At 37.8% G+C, this 14393-nt stretch carries 15 protein-coding genes, 1 other RNA gene and 1 riboswitch; of the genes, 4 read left to right on the top strand and 12 right to left on the bottom strand.

Features of this window, described 5'->3' with window-relative positions:
• Window positions 1-108: 108 nt before the first annotated feature.
• Window positions 109-537, bottom strand: coding sequence for a transcriptional regulator MntR (gene mntR, locus HCB45_RS01260; protein WP_185319089.1), 429 nt, complete (start codon window positions 535-537; stop codon window positions 109-111).
• 373 nt (window positions 538-910) lie between these two features.
• Between mntR and cspD the strand changes: the two genes are divergently transcribed.
• Both cspD and HCB45_RS01250 read left to right on the top strand, forming a co-directional pair.
• Window positions 911-1111, top strand: coding sequence for a cold-shock protein CspD (gene cspD, locus HCB45_RS01255; RefSeq protein ID WP_003728273.1), 201 nt, complete (start codon window positions 911-913; stop codon window positions 1109-1111).
• 123 nt (window positions 1112-1234) lie between these two features.
• Window positions 1235-1636 (top strand): ribonuclease HI family protein, encoded by a 402-nt coding sequence (locus HCB45_RS01250; RefSeq protein ID WP_003767509.1) that lies wholly within the window; start codon window positions 1235-1237, stop codon window positions 1634-1636.
• Between the two features lie 17 nt (window positions 1637-1653).
• Here the strand turns inward: HCB45_RS01250 and HCB45_RS01245 are convergent, their stop codons facing one another.
• From HCB45_RS01245 to HCB45_RS01195, 11 genes are all read right to left on the bottom strand, one after another.
• Window positions 1654-2526: a 5'-3' exonuclease gene (locus tag HCB45_RS01245; protein WP_185319090.1), complete on the bottom strand. Its 873-nt coding sequence runs from the start codon at window positions 2524-2526 to the stop codon at window positions 1654-1656.
• Between the two features lie 75 nt (window positions 2527-2601).
• Window positions 2602-2871 carry a 30S ribosomal protein S14 gene (gene rpsN, locus HCB45_RS01240; RefSeq protein ID WP_185618399.1) on the bottom strand — a complete coding sequence of 90 codons (270 nt, stop codon included), beginning with the start codon at window positions 2869-2871 and terminating at the stop codon, window positions 2602-2604.
• Between the two features lie 122 nt (window positions 2872-2993).
• On the bottom strand, window positions 2994-4052 hold the full coding sequence (gene chiA / locus HCB45_RS01235) for a chitinase ChiA (RefSeq protein ID WP_185319092.1): 1059 nt from the start codon (window positions 4050-4052) through the stop codon (window positions 2994-2996).
• A gap of 190 nt (window positions 4053-4242) precedes the next feature.
• Window positions 4243-5550 (bottom strand): nucleobase:cation symporter-2 family protein, encoded by a 1308-nt coding sequence (locus HCB45_RS01230; RefSeq protein WP_185319093.1) that lies wholly within the window; start codon window positions 5548-5550, stop codon window positions 4243-4245.
• Window positions 5551-5556: 6 nt separating this feature from the next.
• Window positions 5557-6135, bottom strand: coding sequence for a xanthine phosphoribosyltransferase (locus tag HCB45_RS01225; RefSeq protein ID WP_185319094.1), 579 nt, complete (start codon window positions 6133-6135; stop codon window positions 5557-5559).
• An 81-nt stretch (window positions 6136-6216) separates the two neighbouring features.
• Window positions 6217-6317: riboswitch (purine riboswitch) on the bottom strand.
• Window positions 6318-6362: 45 nt separating this feature from the next.
• Window positions 6363-7871 (bottom strand): carboxypeptidase M32, encoded by a 1509-nt coding sequence (locus HCB45_RS01220; protein ID WP_185618397.1) that lies wholly within the window; start codon window positions 7869-7871, stop codon window positions 6363-6365.
• A gap of 15 nt (window positions 7872-7886) precedes the next feature.
• A complete protein-coding gene (locus tag HCB45_RS01215) occupies window positions 7887-9035 on the bottom strand; it encodes a THUMP domain-containing class I SAM-dependent RNA methyltransferase (RefSeq protein ID WP_185618395.1) in 1149 nt (382 codons plus the stop codon).
• Between the two features lie 163 nt (window positions 9036-9198).
• Window positions 9199-9580: RNase P RNA component class B (gene rnpB / locus HCB45_RS01210), an RNA gene on the bottom strand.
• 36 nt (window positions 9581-9616) lie between these two features.
• Window positions 9617-9958: a cell division regulator GpsB gene (gpsB, locus tag HCB45_RS01205; RefSeq protein ID WP_185319097.1), complete on the bottom strand. Its 342-nt coding sequence runs from the start codon at window positions 9956-9958 to the stop codon at window positions 9617-9619.
• A gap of 131 nt (window positions 9959-10089) precedes the next feature.
• Window positions 10090-10638, bottom strand: coding sequence for an SLOG family protein (locus HCB45_RS01200; protein WP_185319098.1), 549 nt, complete (start codon window positions 10636-10638; stop codon window positions 10090-10092).
• Window positions 10635-11000: a YppE family protein gene (locus HCB45_RS01195; RefSeq protein ID WP_185319099.1), complete on the bottom strand. Its 366-nt coding sequence runs from the start codon at window positions 10998-11000 to the stop codon at window positions 10635-10637. Before HCB45_RS01195 ends, HCB45_RS01200 begins: the two co-directional genes overlap by 4 nt.
• Before the next feature lie 240 nt (window positions 11001-11240).
• On the opposite strand from HCB45_RS01195, the gene recU reads away from it, so the two are divergent.
• Entirely contained in the window at window positions 11241-11846 is a 606-nt protein-coding gene (gene recU, locus HCB45_RS01190) for a Holliday junction resolvase RecU (protein WP_185319100.1), read from the top strand.
• A 30-nt stretch (window positions 11847-11876) separates the two neighbouring features.
• Window positions 11877-14369: a penicillin-binding protein 1A gene (locus HCB45_RS01185; RefSeq protein ID WP_185618393.1), complete on the top strand. Its 2493-nt coding sequence runs from the start codon at window positions 11877-11879 to the stop codon at window positions 14367-14369.
• Window positions 14370-14393: the final 24 nt, after the last annotated feature.

Genomic DNA, 14393 nt, shown 5'->3' with positions numbered 1-14393 from the left:
CTTCTTTAGTGCATCAAAAAAGCGCGACACCAAGCGATGTAACACCATTTTGATTCTAAAGTAAGGCCTTGATTGCGCAAAAATCAACATCTCAACCTTGGATTACCGTTATTCCTTTGTTTCTGGTTTCGTCGTCTCCATCGCCTTAAGCGCCTTAAGCGCATCCGGATGATTTTCAAAAAACTGAACAACATCCCCAATACGGTCAATCGAGTTCCAACTCAAGTGGTGTTCAATGCCTTCCACATCATGATAAATATGAGACGGTTCCACACCAATAATACTTAAAAAACTTTCTAATAATGCATGTCTTTCTAGTAGCCTTTTCCCCATTTGTGTTCCTTTTGGTGTTAAAATTAATCCACGATATTTTTCATAGATTAAATATTCGTCTTTATCTAGTTTCTGTACCATTTTTGTTACAGAAGAAGGATGGACAAATAACTCATCAGCAATATCTGAAACTCTGGCATAACCTTTCGTCTCAATAAGGGAATAGATTTTTTCAATATAATCTTCCATACTAGGTGTTGGCATAGCTATACCCTCCAACTTAAATTCTTTCACACAGCCAATTGTACTATAATATCTGACTTTCTAAAAGCAATTACCCTTTCTAAAACGAAATTTCTCCTAGGATATTCAAGTACTTTTTTTCGCATGCTATCTAACATAAAGAGACAAAATATAACATTCAAGTAAAAAGTAAGCCTTTACAAGTCCAAAAATTTAAAAAATATTGAAAATCAGCTTGACGTATATAGGTATTTTGATTTATAGTGTTAGTATCATATGCGGCAACGCTATGAACTGAAAAGGTAGTATTTGCAAGAAAAATTTTTAACAAAAATGAAAGCGTTTTAAAAATGATTCTAGCAATTATTAGCCATACTTAGGAGGATTTATTTCAATGCAAAATGGGAAAGTAAAATGGTTTAACAATGAAAAAGGTTACGGTTTTATCGAATCAGACGGCGGCGAAGATATTTTCGTTCACTTCACAGCGATCCAAGGTGACGGCTACAAATCTTTAGAAGAAGGCCAAGCGGTAACATTTGAAGTAGTAGAAGGTAATCGCGGCGCTCAAGCAGCCAATGTAGAAAAAGCCTAATCCAGTTGCCAATTAGACACAGACTTAGAAACCGGTATTCTTTTACCGGTTTTTTTATTGCAAAAATAGAGCTTTCCTTCTATAATAAAGCCACATCTACTCAAACAATAGGAGGCGCACAATATGGAAGTTTTCGTTGACGGTGCAAGTGCTGGAAATCCTGGTCCTAGTGGTGCAGGTATTGTCCTAAAAGCAGCTGGTATCTATGAACAATTCGCCATTCCTCTAGAAGTTATGACCAATCATGAAGCTGAATTTATCGCGATTAAACTAGGCCTAGAAGAAGCTTTAAAAAAACAAGCAACTTTTATTCGACTATACTCTGATTCGAAAGTCGCCATTGAAGCAATCCATAAACGACACGCTAAAAATCCTTTATTCAAACCCCATTTAGAAGCAATTTTAGAAATGGCTGATTCGGTAGAGTTATTTTTTGCAGAATGGCGTAACGTTAGCCAAAATAAACAAGCCGACCAACTCGCGCGTCAGGCTATAAAAAAACAGAAGCAACCTGGTGTCAAATAACCAGATTGCTTCTATTTTTATTCAATATCGCGCGTTAACGTTTTCAATCCATATTTTTCAACAACTGCAAAAGCATCATCGTTGAAACCATTATATTTTAAGCTTGCTATATTCATTTCTAACGGCACTTCGGTATGAATTCTAGCTAATTTTTGGCTCAGTTCAAGCATTGCTAAATCTTCTTGAATTTTCAATTGTTGGGCGGGTTTAAGTTTATCTAAGTTATTTAAAACTCCTTCAATTGATTCAAATTCTTGGATAAGTTTAATCGCTGTTTTTTCACCGATGCCACGCACTCCAGGATAACCATCAGAAGTATCTCCCATCAAGGCTTTCACATCAATAAACTGTTTCGGTGTAATGCCCATTTCTTCAAAAAAAGTTGCTTCATTATATCGTTTATAATTGCCATAACCTTTTTGCATAATCCACACATCATTCGTCGGTGCGATTAGCTGTAGTAAATCTTTATCGCCACTTAACACGGTTGTCGAAATACTATTACTAGCCTGAACTGTAATCGTACCAATGCAGTCATCTGCTTCAAAGCCAGGTACACCCAAGTTAACAAAGCCAAACCCAGCAGCTACTTCTTTTGCTAAATCGAATTGTGGTATCATTTCTTCTGGTGGCGCCGTTCTGCCCGCTTTGTAACCATCATATAATTCATTACGAAATGTTTGTGACCCCATATCCCAGCAAATAAGTGTATGCGTTGGGTTACTTTGGCGGATCGCTGCAAACATATGACGCATAAAACCTTGCACGCCGTTTGTCGGTATACCGTGTTGATTAAACATAAATTGTTTGGAAACAGCTGTTGCATAAAATGCTCTAAAAAGTAGTGCCATTCCATCTACAACGAGCAAATTTTCTCGATTTTCGTTCATATATAATCCTCCTATTTCCTTCTACTGCCATCTATTGTAGCATAATTATATCTGGCTCGCAGAAAAAAGGAGCATTTACCAGCTTGCTTTTTTCACGCCGGGTAATTGTCCTTGATGTGCTAGTTCACGAAATCGAATCCGTGACATTCCAAATTTACGCATATAACCATGCGGACGTCCTGTTAGCTCGCAACGATTGTGTAGTCGTGTTGGTGAAGAATCTCTTGGCAGCTTACGCAACTCATCAAAACGGCCTTCCGCTTTAAGCTTGCGGCGAAGTTCTGCATATTGTTCTACAAGCGCTTTTTGACGTTCATGTTTAGCAACTTTTGATTTTTTAGCCATCTGTCTCTCCTTTCATAAATAATAATCATTCCGATTTATATCATACGCCGATTTTAAAATGAATGCAAGTCTCTTGTTTTAAAAAAACCGATACCCACTTAAAATGGGTATCGGTTCGTTATTTAATTAGTACCAACGATTGGTCCATAAGCATTAGAGAAACCATTATTATAAGCTACTCCGGCACTATTTTTACCAGCGTCCCAGTTAACGGACCAGGTCATAACACCTTTTACTGGAGTTCCTTTTGCTTGTAAACGATTGAATACATTTTGGACGATTTGAGGGTCTTTAACGTAACCAGTTGCCGCTGCATCTACATTAGCTGGTAAACCAAAGACAAATTTATTCGCAGGAATTTTTAAATAGCCGCGCGTCCCGTTAATGAAAGAATCAGCCATATAATATAAGAAAGATTCTTTTAAAGTATCATTATTTTGCGCAATCCATTGGTTAGTTTCATCTACCCAAACTCCGTCACCACCTTGATTGTAAAGTTGTGGAGCAATATAGTCATAGTAATTAGCAAGGGAAGTTAAGTAGCTTTCATAAGCGCTACCTGGTTTTAAATAAGGAAATTCTGGCGCCATCGTAATTAAGAAGTTTTTGCCTTCTGCTTTGTAATGATCTTTGACGATTTTTAGCGCTGCTGGAATAACGGTTTTATTATCTCCCGCGGTAATGGCACTTTGTTCTAAGTCTATGTCTAGTCCATCAAAGCCGTATGTTTCTACTTGGCGGATAATTTCATTCGCGAACGCCTGTTCATCCCCAGCCTTCAGTTCCACGTGACCATCTGCACCACCAAGCGCTAAAAGTACTGCTCGACCTTCTTTGTTTAATGCGCCAATTTGTGCTCTGAAATCGCTATCAGTTATTCCCACTGGTTTAAAAGTTGGTATGCGATTTACACCGTCCCCTTTCATAAAGGAAACATCTACCACGTTATAAGCTTTTGGTGTATCTTTTAGCGCAATATCAGCCGAAGTCCCTTGTTGATAGCCATCTTTTCCGGAAGATTTCCAACTATGCCAGTACCCAACTAGCACCTGTTTGTTAGAAATATCTGGCATAACAGAAGCATCATCAGTCGCTGCTTGAACTGTATTGCCAAACGCTCCCAGTCCCGTACCAACTAAAAGTAAAGACAAACCACCAACCATTACTTGTTTTCCATTCATCTACTTTTCCCCCTTACTTTATCTACCCCAAACTTGCTTTTTGGAGCTACTTGAAAATACCCATCAGTATGAAAATAAAACTAGAAAAACAGCAAAAAAGCGAAATTGATATAGACCAATTCCGCTTTCAAATAAATGAATGTGTAAAAGTATATGAGAAAAAATAGCCCAATTAAAACTGTTTTATTTTTTACTCAGCATGTTGAAGTTCTGAATCTACTACTTTTTTATCTTTTCTGTGTGGAATCATATTGAAAATGATATTTAATGTGATTGCAGTCACACTTCCAGCAACAATTCCATTACTCGTAAACAAACGAACAAAGGATGGAAAAGCATTAAATAAATCTGGTACAACTGTTACGCCTAAGCCAACCCCAACTGCACATGCGATAATTAACAAGTTCTCTTGAGAGGTAAAATTAACTTTTCCAAGCATCTTAATACCTTGTGCAACAACCATTCCAAACATTGCGACCATAGCGCCCCCAAGGACTGGAGTTGGAATAATCGTAGTTACTGCGCCAATTTTTGGAATTAGACCAAGGACGATAAGGAAACCAGCCGCTGCATAAATCACTTTACGTGTTTTAATACCAGAAAGCTGAACAAGTCCCACGTTTTGCGAATAAGCAGTATATGGGAATGTATTAAATACCCCACCAAGCATAATCGCAAGGCCCTCTGCTCGGTAACCACGCGTTAAATCTTTTTGCGATAATTTTCGTTCGGTAATATCAGATAAAGCAAAATATACTCCAGTCGATTCCACCATGCTGACTAGTGCAATTAAAATCATCGTAATAATCGCTGGCCACTCAAATGTCGGCATGCCAAAATAAAATGGTTTCGGCATATGGAACCAGCTCGCCTCACTCACAGGCCCAAGCGAGATTCCTTTATAAAGCGCTGCAAAAAGCGAACCCCCAACCAGTCCTATTAAAACAGCAATTGCCTTCGAAAACCCTTGTCCAAAACGATACACTAAAATAATTAAAAGTAAAGTCCCAAAACCAAGGCCGAGATTATACATTGAGCCAAAATCTTTTGCCCCTTCTCCACCGGCCAGATTATTAATCGCCACTGGAATTAGCGTTAAACCAATCACAGTTACAACGGAGCCCGTCACTACAGGAGGAAAAAATCGTACAACTTTGGAGAAAAATGGTGCTATTAATAATACAAAAAGTCCTGAAACAATAATTGATCCATAAATCGCGCCAATGCCCATATCTTGGCCAATCAAAATAATTGGTGCAATGGCCTGAACTGCACATCCAAGTACAACTGGTAAGCCAATACCAAAGAAGCGATTAACTGTTAATTGTAGCAATGTCGCAATCCCACACATAAAAATATCAATCGAAACTAAGTAAGTCATTTCTTCTCCATTAAATCCAAGCGCTCCACCGATTAATAGTGGAACAATAACTGCTCCAGCATACATCGCTAGAACATGCTGAAATCCTAAAGCTGCAATTTTCCCTTTACCTAACATTAATTCCTATTCCTCCTCTAAAAATAAGATTTCTTCGTTTTCAAGTGAGGCAATTCGTGCTAGTGAATAAACTGGAATCCCTGTTTTATTTAATAATTCGCGACCTTGCTGGAAAGACTTTTCAATGACTATCCCAATTCCTGCAACTTTTGCTCCAGCAAGCTCAGCAATTTCAAGTAAGCCAAGAGCTGCTTGACCATTTGCGAGAAAATCATCAATAACTAAAATCGTATCTGCATCCGTTAAAAATTGCTTGGATACAGAAATATCATTTGATTCTTTTTTCGTGTAGGAATAAACCGTACTTGTATACAAATTATCCGTTAAGGTCACAGATTTTTTCTTTCTAGCAAAAACAACCGGTACTGAAAGAGCTAATCCTGCAAAAACAGCGGGTGCAATACCAGAAGATTCGATTGTGACAATTTTTGTAATACCTAAGTCTTTAAAACGTTCAGCAAACGCTTTTCCCATTTCTTGCATTAAGCCAGGATCAATTTGATGATTTAAAAATGCATCTACTTTTAAAACATTTCCTGGTAAAACTGTACCTTTTTCTTGAATAAACGCTTCCAGTAATTTCAAAAATATTCTCCTTTCAAAATAAAAAAACTGCTTCTCTAAATTTAGAGAAGCAGTATAGAAGCCACCAATTTTCGGAGTGACTTCTTTATACAAACTACTCATAGTCCGGTTATTTACGGTAACCAGGTAGAAACTCGTCGCCCAATCGCAACTATTATATAAGTATTTCGGTTTTAAGTTATGTTGTTTATTATAGCTTTCTAAAGGAGCGGGGTCAAGCTAATTTTTTACTCATTAAATTGGTAAACGTATGCATATCTTTTTTCTAGCAAATCTAGCAAATATGTTGGATTCAAGCCTTCTCCTGTTGTATCTGTTAAAATTTCTAGCGGTTTCTTCGTTTTACCAAATTTATGCACATGTTCAGTCAACCATGTTTTTAGTTCCGAATAATCATCACTGGCGATAATTGCATCAATATTTGGAATTTCTTTTCGCATTTGGTTAAAGAACTGCGCCGCATACATTAAGCCAAGTGCGTATGATGGGAAGTAACCAAAGTCGCCACCAGCCCAGTGAATATCTTGCAAGACACCATTTGTATCATTATCTGGACGAATGCCAAGATATTCTTCGTATTTATCTCCCCAAGCTTTTGGTAAATCTTTCACTTCTAATTCACCGTTAATAAGTGCTTTTTCTAGTTCATAACGAATCATAATGTGTAGTGGATAAGTTAACGTATCCGCTTCAATTCGAATCAGCGAACTTTCAGAGATATTTACTGCTCGGTAAAAACTTTCTAATGTCACGTTATCAAAAGCTGGCTTTGTTACCGCTTGAAACTCTGCATAATTGCTTTTCCAAAATGCTAAGCTAGAACCGATAATAATTTCATAGAATAATGATTGTGATTCATGAATCCCCATAGACGCACCATTTGCAAGTGGTGTTCCAACAAGTGCAGCATCAAAATTTTGTTCGTAAATCGCATGGCCACCTTCATGAATTGTACCAAACACAGCCATTTTAAAGTCATTTTCATTATAACGTGTCGTAATGCGGACATCTCCTCTATTTAAACCAGTGGCAAAAGGATGAACTGTTTTATCTAAACGACCAGCTTCAAAGTCAAAGCCCATTTTATTCAAAATACGAATACTAAATTCTTTTTGTTTTGCTTCGGAAATTTTTGTATTTAAAATCGTCCCATCTGGCTTCACGCCTTCTTTTGCGATTTTTTCACGTATCGCCATAATGCCATCACGTACTTTCTCAAATACGGAATCAAGCACAGATACGGTTACACCTGGCTCATATTGATCAAGTAATGTGTCATATTTATTTTCTTCATAACCCCAATACTCAACGAATTTACGCTTCATTTCAAGGATTTTTGTTAGGAATGGTTCAAAAGCCGCAAAATCATTTTGTTCGCGAGCTGTTGTCCACGCCGTTTCTGCTTGCGCTACTAGTTTAGTATATTCCGCGTATTCTTTACTTGGGATTTTTTTATTTAAATCATATGTTTTTTGAGATTCTTCTAATGTTTTACGAGTGATTTCGGCTAAATTTTCTTTATCTACATTAAGTCCAGCAATAAAAGCAGCCATTTCTTCTGATGTTTGCATATTGAAAATCTCTTCAGATAGAACGCCAATAACATCAGAACGGCCTTCCATCCCTTTTGCCGGCGCGCCTGTACGAAGATCCCAATAAACTAATGCGAGTGCTTCTTCTAAAGCTTCCATCTTTTTAATATACGCTAAAAATTCCTCTTCTAATGTTTCTACCAAACTTAACTCCTCCATTCAGTCTTCTTTTTTAGGACGCAGTTTTCTTGGTCCCCAATATTGATATAAATCGGTACGCAAATAACCATTATATAATTTCCGTTTTTTCGTTGCTTTTTTACCATAAACTTCTTCAAAAAGCTCATAAGAAGTAAGGACATATACTGACCATGTCGGCATGCGTTTATAAACGATACCCATTTCGCGGTATAGTTGGCGCACTGCTTCCTCGTCTTCTAACCGTTCTCCGTATGGTGGATTCGCAACAACGACCCCGTACTCATCTTCTGTTTGGAAATCAGCCACTTGAAGTTGTCTAAAAGTAATTAAATCGCCAAGACCAGCTTCAACCGCATTTTGTTTCGCGATTTCGATTAAACGAGCATCAATATCTCCGCCAATAATATTTAACGGTTGATCATAATTGGCTAAATCTTCTGCTTCTTGACGGGCATCTTCCCAGATTTGTTTCGGCATCCAGTCCCACGTTTCCGATACGAATTCTCGGTTAAAACCAGGCGCAATATTTTGGCCAATAAGTGCTGCCTCAATTGGAATCGTTCCAGAACCACAAACAGGATCATAAAATGGTCTATCTGGATGCCAACTTGTAAGTAACACAAGTGCCGCCGCCATCGTTTCTTTAATTGGTGCACTTCCTTGTGCTAGACGATAACCACGTTTATGTAATCCCGCACCACTAGTATCAATTGTCAATGTCACTTCATCTTTTAAAATAGAAACTTCTAGCTTAAATAACGCCCCTGTTTCCATCAAACGGCCAGAACGACGATATTTTTCACTGACACGGTTTACAATTGCTTTTTTCACAATCGCTTGGCAGTCAGGAACACTATAAAGCGTTGATTTAACCGATTTTCCAGCGACAGGAAATTGTGCATCTAGCGGCAAATAATCTTCCCAAGGTAAAGCTTTCGTCTTTTCAAATAGTTCATCAAATGTTGTTGCTTTAAAAACGCCAACCACAATTTTCACCCGGTCAGCTACACGAAGCCATAGATTCGCTCGAGCAATTGCAGATAAGTCTCCTTCAAAATATACTTTACCATTTTCTACTTTTGGGTTATAGCCTAAACGCGCTACTTCTTTTCCAACAATTGCCTCTAAACCGGAAGCAGCTGTTGCCACCAACTGAAATGTTTTCATTGTGTCCCATCCTTTAATTAAATTTCTAATGAAAAAAAGCTGTTTTAAGAGGGGGGAGGTTTGTTTTAAATAGGCATTCAACCAGGTCGAACACCCACCTTAAAACTTGCGCTCCGGCCTTCTAAAACAGCCTTCAATGTTAAATTAAATCCTGTAAATAACGCTCTATAAGCCATGTTCTGTTCTTTACTACATACAGGGTAATAGTAAAGAGATAACCATCTATCTGCGCGAAAATTAATTCGCACCTCGTCCCTTGTTCTTGATTCCTCGGGAAAAGTGCCCCTACCATAAGTTTGAGTTTCTCGCTCGTGGGGTTTACCTCGTTCCACTTCCGAGCATTTCTGCCGGAACTTCGTCACTGTGGCACCTTCAAGGTTATAAGACCATATCCAAAGACTTAGGTCCTTCACCTGCCGTCAAACCGGAAATCCGGAATGCCCTGGCTTATTGTTTGACCAGGCACGATCACTACGGGCATCACAGCACCGTGCGAGCATGGACTTTCCTCTGCTTTCAAAAGAAAACAGCGATTATCCGAACGTTATTCATTTACTCTTAACTTACTTATACTAGCACACCTATTCGTTATCGTCCAGCTTATTTCCAAAAACATGTTTTTCTAAATTAGAAAGTCGTTTTAGAATGTCAAAGTTGGTCGTTCCAGCAGGTTGTGCCGCTGCTTGAAAAGTTGGTGCTGGTTGTGCTGCTGTTCTCACTGGTGCATTATCTAATTCTTGCACTAAACGAATATTTTCCGCTTGCAGTGCTTCAATTTCCTGTGTAAATGTACTGTAATCTTTAATAACCATGTCTAAAAACTCATCTACATCTTCTGGGCTATAACCACGAAGTCCAGTTTTAAATTCTTTTTCCAAAATTTCTTTGCCAGTTAAGTTATACTCAAATTGTTCCGAAGTCATGTAACTCCACCTCTATCTCTATTCTTACGTATTTTGTTCTAATAATATACTTACTCTTATTTTTCCAAATCTCACTCCATTTGTCAATCTATACGGGTGTTTTTTGCAAAATTACTACTTTCTTCCATATATTAAAATGCTTGATTCATATCTTCCACCACATCTTGTAGTGCATAAAAATCAATACACTCTAAGTAGTAATTCGCTCTTTCTTTAGCTAATTTGGCACGATCATAAAAAAACTTCGGTGAACCTTCTTTTTCTAAGTCATAAATAAGTATTGCTCCGTCCGTGTTATCAATTATAAAACCATCTCTCGCTGCAAATTGGGATGGGCTTTCATAAGGTCTTTTTGTAATAAAAGCATGGTAATCCGCTACACTAAGCACTTCGCTTGCCCATAACTTATTAGCTTCATTCCAGTTATTACTTTGATTTTCAAATGGTTCTAATAGTGCAAGTTTAATAGCATATTCTTCTTTTTTTAATTCAGCCACTACTTCTCCCGCCCATAGTTCAATCCCCAGCTGTCCAGAAATAATTACCCATTCTAATCCGTCTTCTATAAGTGGAATTAAATGACGTTTAATAGTTTCTTTAATATAAACAGCCTCATCTGCGTCCTTTTTAAAAATTCCCAGTTCAAAATTTTTATACCCGGTCACTGCGATGGATTTCACATCAATTCCTCTTTTCTTTTTAAGAAATCTCTTACTCTAGTTAGTGTATACTTGGATGACTGATAGTGATCTAGGAAATGTTTATAAAAAGACTTTCCATTAAATGCACTCACTGCAGTCATTTGGATATTATCACAAGCTTGTCTAAGTTGTAATTCCCCTAAGTAGGGTGGGCGTTCTTTGTTTACCCAGGGAATTGCTAGTTCTAAAAAATTATCTGCACAAGCTTTAGCCTCATCTACAAATGGTTTCATATCTTTATAAAAATCGAACGGTTTTGCCTCTTCACGATTACTTAAATAGAGTTCCCAGTTTTTTTCGTTTTGTAGAAGCAATTTTTCCGTACGTTCTAAAAGTTCCATAATATCACTCTTTTCATTACAATTTCACTTACCTCAAGAATAGCATAGGAAGGGAAATCTTGCCTAAAATTAGATTATTAGCTAAAATATGGTAAAATAGACGAAGGTACGTTCTATTTATTAAGTAGTTCGTTGCCGAAAAGAGTTGTTTTGCATTTTTTTGCTACTATCATTTTTATTTGTTATAATAGATGATAGTCTAAAATTCAGAATAGACATTTTCTGATTGAGGTGAAAAAAATGGCTATTGGCTATCCGAACGGCAAGAAATATGCAGCAGGTCATGAGGGAATTCCGCAAAAAAAACGGAAAGCACCTGTTACTTATGGAAAACGTGGTATGTCTTTGGAAGATGATTTAAATGATACAATTGCTTACTATTTAGCACAAAATATCGCTGTCATCCACAAAAAACCTACACCAGTCCAAATTGTCAGTGTGGATTATCCAAAAAGAAGTAGCGCAAAAATTAAGGAAGCCTACTTCAAAACACCATCCACAACCGATTACAACGGTGTTTACAAAGGAAAGTATATTGATTTCGAGGCAAAAGAAACACAAAACACTACTTCCTTTCCACTTAGTAATTTTCACGATCACCAAATGAACCATATGGCAAATGTATTAAAACAAGATGGCATTGTTTTCGTCATCATTGCCTTCCAAAAAATCGGTAAAACCTACTTCATTCCCTTTGAAAAGTTTTATCCATTTTGGCAAAGAATGCAGAATGGTGGCAGAAAATCCGTTACCATTGCAGAAATACAAGATGTATCAGACCAAATTCCTTATGGTCTAAATCCAAGGCTTGACTTTTTGAAATTAATCGAGAAACTATACTTCTAGTCAACCTTTTTTAAAGGAGAGAGATTTTTAATGGCAGATAAACCGCAGACAAGATCTCAGTATCGCAGCAAGCAAAATGGAAATTCTAAAAAGAATCCACCAAAACGAGGAAAAAGAGTTGCAGTAAATATTTTCAAAACTATTTTCTTTCTCGGGTTATTTTTAGCTTTCTTTGGTGTTGCGGCTGGTGCCACTGTCTTTTACGGTTATGCAAAAGACGCACCAAAACTGACCGACTCCAAGCTACGAGATCCCCTTTCATCCAAGTTACTTGATAAGGATGGGAAGGTTTTCGCAGAAATTGGAACCGAACGGCGGGAATATATTGAATACAAAGATATACCGGAAACACTTAAAAATGCAATTCTTACAACTGAAGATTCGCGTTTTTACGAACATGACGGGATTGATCCTATTCGACTAGGTGGGGCTGTAATCGCTAATGTTAAAGACGGATTTGGTGCAGAAGGTGCAAGTACACTTTCCCAACAAATCATCAAAATGTCCTATCTTGATTACACCAATAAAACACTCGCGCGAAAAGCACAAGAAGCATGGCTTGCACTTCAATTAGAGGAAAAATATAGCAAAAATGACATCCTTGAAATCTATGTCAATAAAGTCTATATGTCTGACCGTGTTCACGGGATGCAAACAGCTTCAGAGCATTATTTCGGTAAGAGTCTCAAAGATCTTACTTTAGCTCAGACAGCGCTTCTTGCAGGTATGCCACAAAGTCCGAATAATTATAACCCATACGATCATCCAGAAGCTGCAAAAAAACGTCGTGATCAAGTTTTAACTAATATGTATACTCATGATAAAATCACTAAAGATGAGATGACTGCTGCACAAAAAACACCTGTTGCTACCGGACTTCGCTCTAAAAAAGATCGTGAAGATAAAATTTACAAATACGATGCTTATGTAACACAAGTTTTAAGTGAAATTCCGAAAGAATACGATGTTTATCGTGATGGTTTAACAATTCATACTGCACTTGACCGCGATGCACAAGAATATACAGAAAAAATGTTGAATACTAATGAAATCATTAACTTCACTGATGATGAAATGCAGGCCGGAATTGTTCTACAAGATACAAAAACTGGCCGTGTTCAAGCAATTGGTGGCGGACGTAACCAAAAAGTTACTCGTGGTTATAACTATGCTACTCAGGTTAAACGTTCTGTAGGTTCCACCATGAAACCAATTGCCGATTATGGCCCAGCTTTTGAATATTTAGACTGGTCTACAGCTCATATTTTAGAAGATGAACCTTATTCGTATACAGGCGGAACTCCTATTAACAACTGGGATTTCGGTTACAAGGGGCCAATTTCTGTAAGACAAGCACTTTATCAATCTCGTAATATTCCTGCCCTAAAAACGCTTCAAGCTGTTGGGCTAGAAAAATCCGAACAATTTGTTAACAAACTTGGTATTACTTATGATGAAGGTCAAAATGTAGAATCCAATGCCATTGGGGCTAATAGTTCCAACCCAATGCAAATGGCAGGTGCTTATGCCGCATTCGGTAATAAAGGAATTTACAATACCCCTCATACAATTACCAAGATTGTTTTATCAGATGGGGAAACTGAAATTGACACAGAACCAAACAGTACAGTAGCAATGAAAGAATCTACAGCTTATATGGTATCGGATGTTCTAAAAGACGTTCTTTCTATCGGAACAGGTACTTCAGCAGCCGTGCCTGGTGTCCCTGCTGCTGGTAAAACAGGTACAACGAATATTCCACCAGAATTCACTTCGAAGTATTACTATCCTAGTGGGGCTGCTCGTGATTCATGGTTTGCTGGTTATACAACAAACTATTCAATTGCTGTATGGACTGGTTATGATGATAAGAAAAAATATGTTTCCGCAAGCGAGCAAAAAATTGCACAATATATGTTTAGTAAATTAATGGCTCATGCATCTGCTGGGAAAACTACAGCAGACTTCAAAATGCCAAGCAATGTCGTTTCTGTTCCAATTCTAAAAGGTAGTAACCCAATCGCTCGTGCTGCATCTGGTACATCAAGTGACAAAGTAAGCTATGAATTATTTTTAGCTGGAACTGCCCCAACAAAAACAGCTTCTACTCCAGAAGACGAGAAGAAGAAAAAAGAAGAAGCAGCTAAGAAAAAAGCTGAAGAAGAGAACAAGAAAAAAACAGATGCAGAGAAAAAAGCTGAGGAAGAAGCAAAGAAAAAGGCTGAAGAAGAGAAAAAGAAAAAAGAAGAAGAAGCCAAAAATCTTACTGCCCCTACCGGCTTAAGAGCAAGTTATGACGCAAATTCGAAACAGATTAACGCTTCTTGGTCTCCAGTAGATGGTGCAACCTACGAGGTAACAGTTAATGGTAGCACGACTACTGTCTCTTCAACCTCCGTCTCTGTAAGTGGTGGTAATCCAGGTGATACAATTTCTATCAATGTTGTCGCCGTAAAAGATGGCAAGAAGAGTCCTGCTGCTTCCACTACTGTCAAAGTTCCAGCTGAACAGGCACCCGATTAATAAATAACACAAAAAGAGAAGACG

It is taken from the genome of Listeria farberi, assembly GCF_014229245.1.
Classification (GTDB): Bacteria; Bacillota; Bacilli; order Lactobacillales; family Listeriaceae; genus Listeria; species Listeria farberi.
Note: the sequence above shows the minus strand (reverse complement) of the source record. Positions and strands in the feature narration are given on the sequence as shown.

Bases quoted from the DNA above. Each gene is read 5' to 3' on its own strand.
- HCB45_RS01230 (WP_185319093.1), bottom strand. From the start codon at position 5,550: ATGTTAGGTAAAGGGAAAATTGCAGCTTTAGGATTTCAGCATGTTCTA.
- gpsB (WP_185319097.1), bottom strand. From the start codon at position 9,958: ATGACTTCGGAACAATTTGAGTATAACTTAACTGGCAAAGAAATTTTG.
- HCB45_RS01245 (WP_185319090.1), bottom strand. From the start codon at position 2,526: ATGAACGAAAATCGAGAAAATTTGCTCGTTGTAGATGGAATGGCACTA.
- HCB45_RS01195 (WP_185319099.1), bottom strand. From the start codon at position 11,000: ATGGAACTTTTAGAACGTACGGAAAAATTGCTTCTACAAAACGAAAAA.
- HCB45_RS01215 (WP_185618395.1), bottom strand. From the start codon at position 9,035: ATGAAAACATTTCAGTTGGTGGCAACAGCTGCTTCCGGTTTAGAGGCA.
- chiA (WP_185319092.1), bottom strand. From the start codon at position 4,052: ATGAATGGAAAACAAGTAATGGTTGGTGGTTTGTCTTTACTTTTAGTT.
- HCB45_RS01250 (WP_003767509.1), top strand. From the start codon at position 1,235: ATGGAAGTTTTCGTTGACGGTGCAAGTGCTGGAAATCCTGGTCCTAGT.
- cspD (WP_003728273.1), top strand. From the start codon at position 911: ATGCAAAATGGGAAAGTAAAATGGTTTAACAATGAAAAAGGTTACGGT.
- mntR (WP_185319089.1), bottom strand. From the start codon at position 537: ATGCCAACACCTAGTATGGAAGATTATATTGAAAAAATCTATTCCCTT.
- HCB45_RS01185 (WP_185618393.1), top strand. From the start codon at position 11,877: ATGGCAGATAAACCGCAGACAAGATCTCAGTATCGCAGCAAGCAAAAT.
- rpsN (WP_185618399.1), bottom strand. From the start codon at position 2,871: ATGGCTAAAAAATCAAAAGTTGCTAAACATGAACGTCAAAAAGCGCTT.
- recU (WP_185319100.1), top strand. From the start codon at position 11,241: ATGGCTATTGGCTATCCGAACGGCAAGAAATATGCAGCAGGTCATGAG.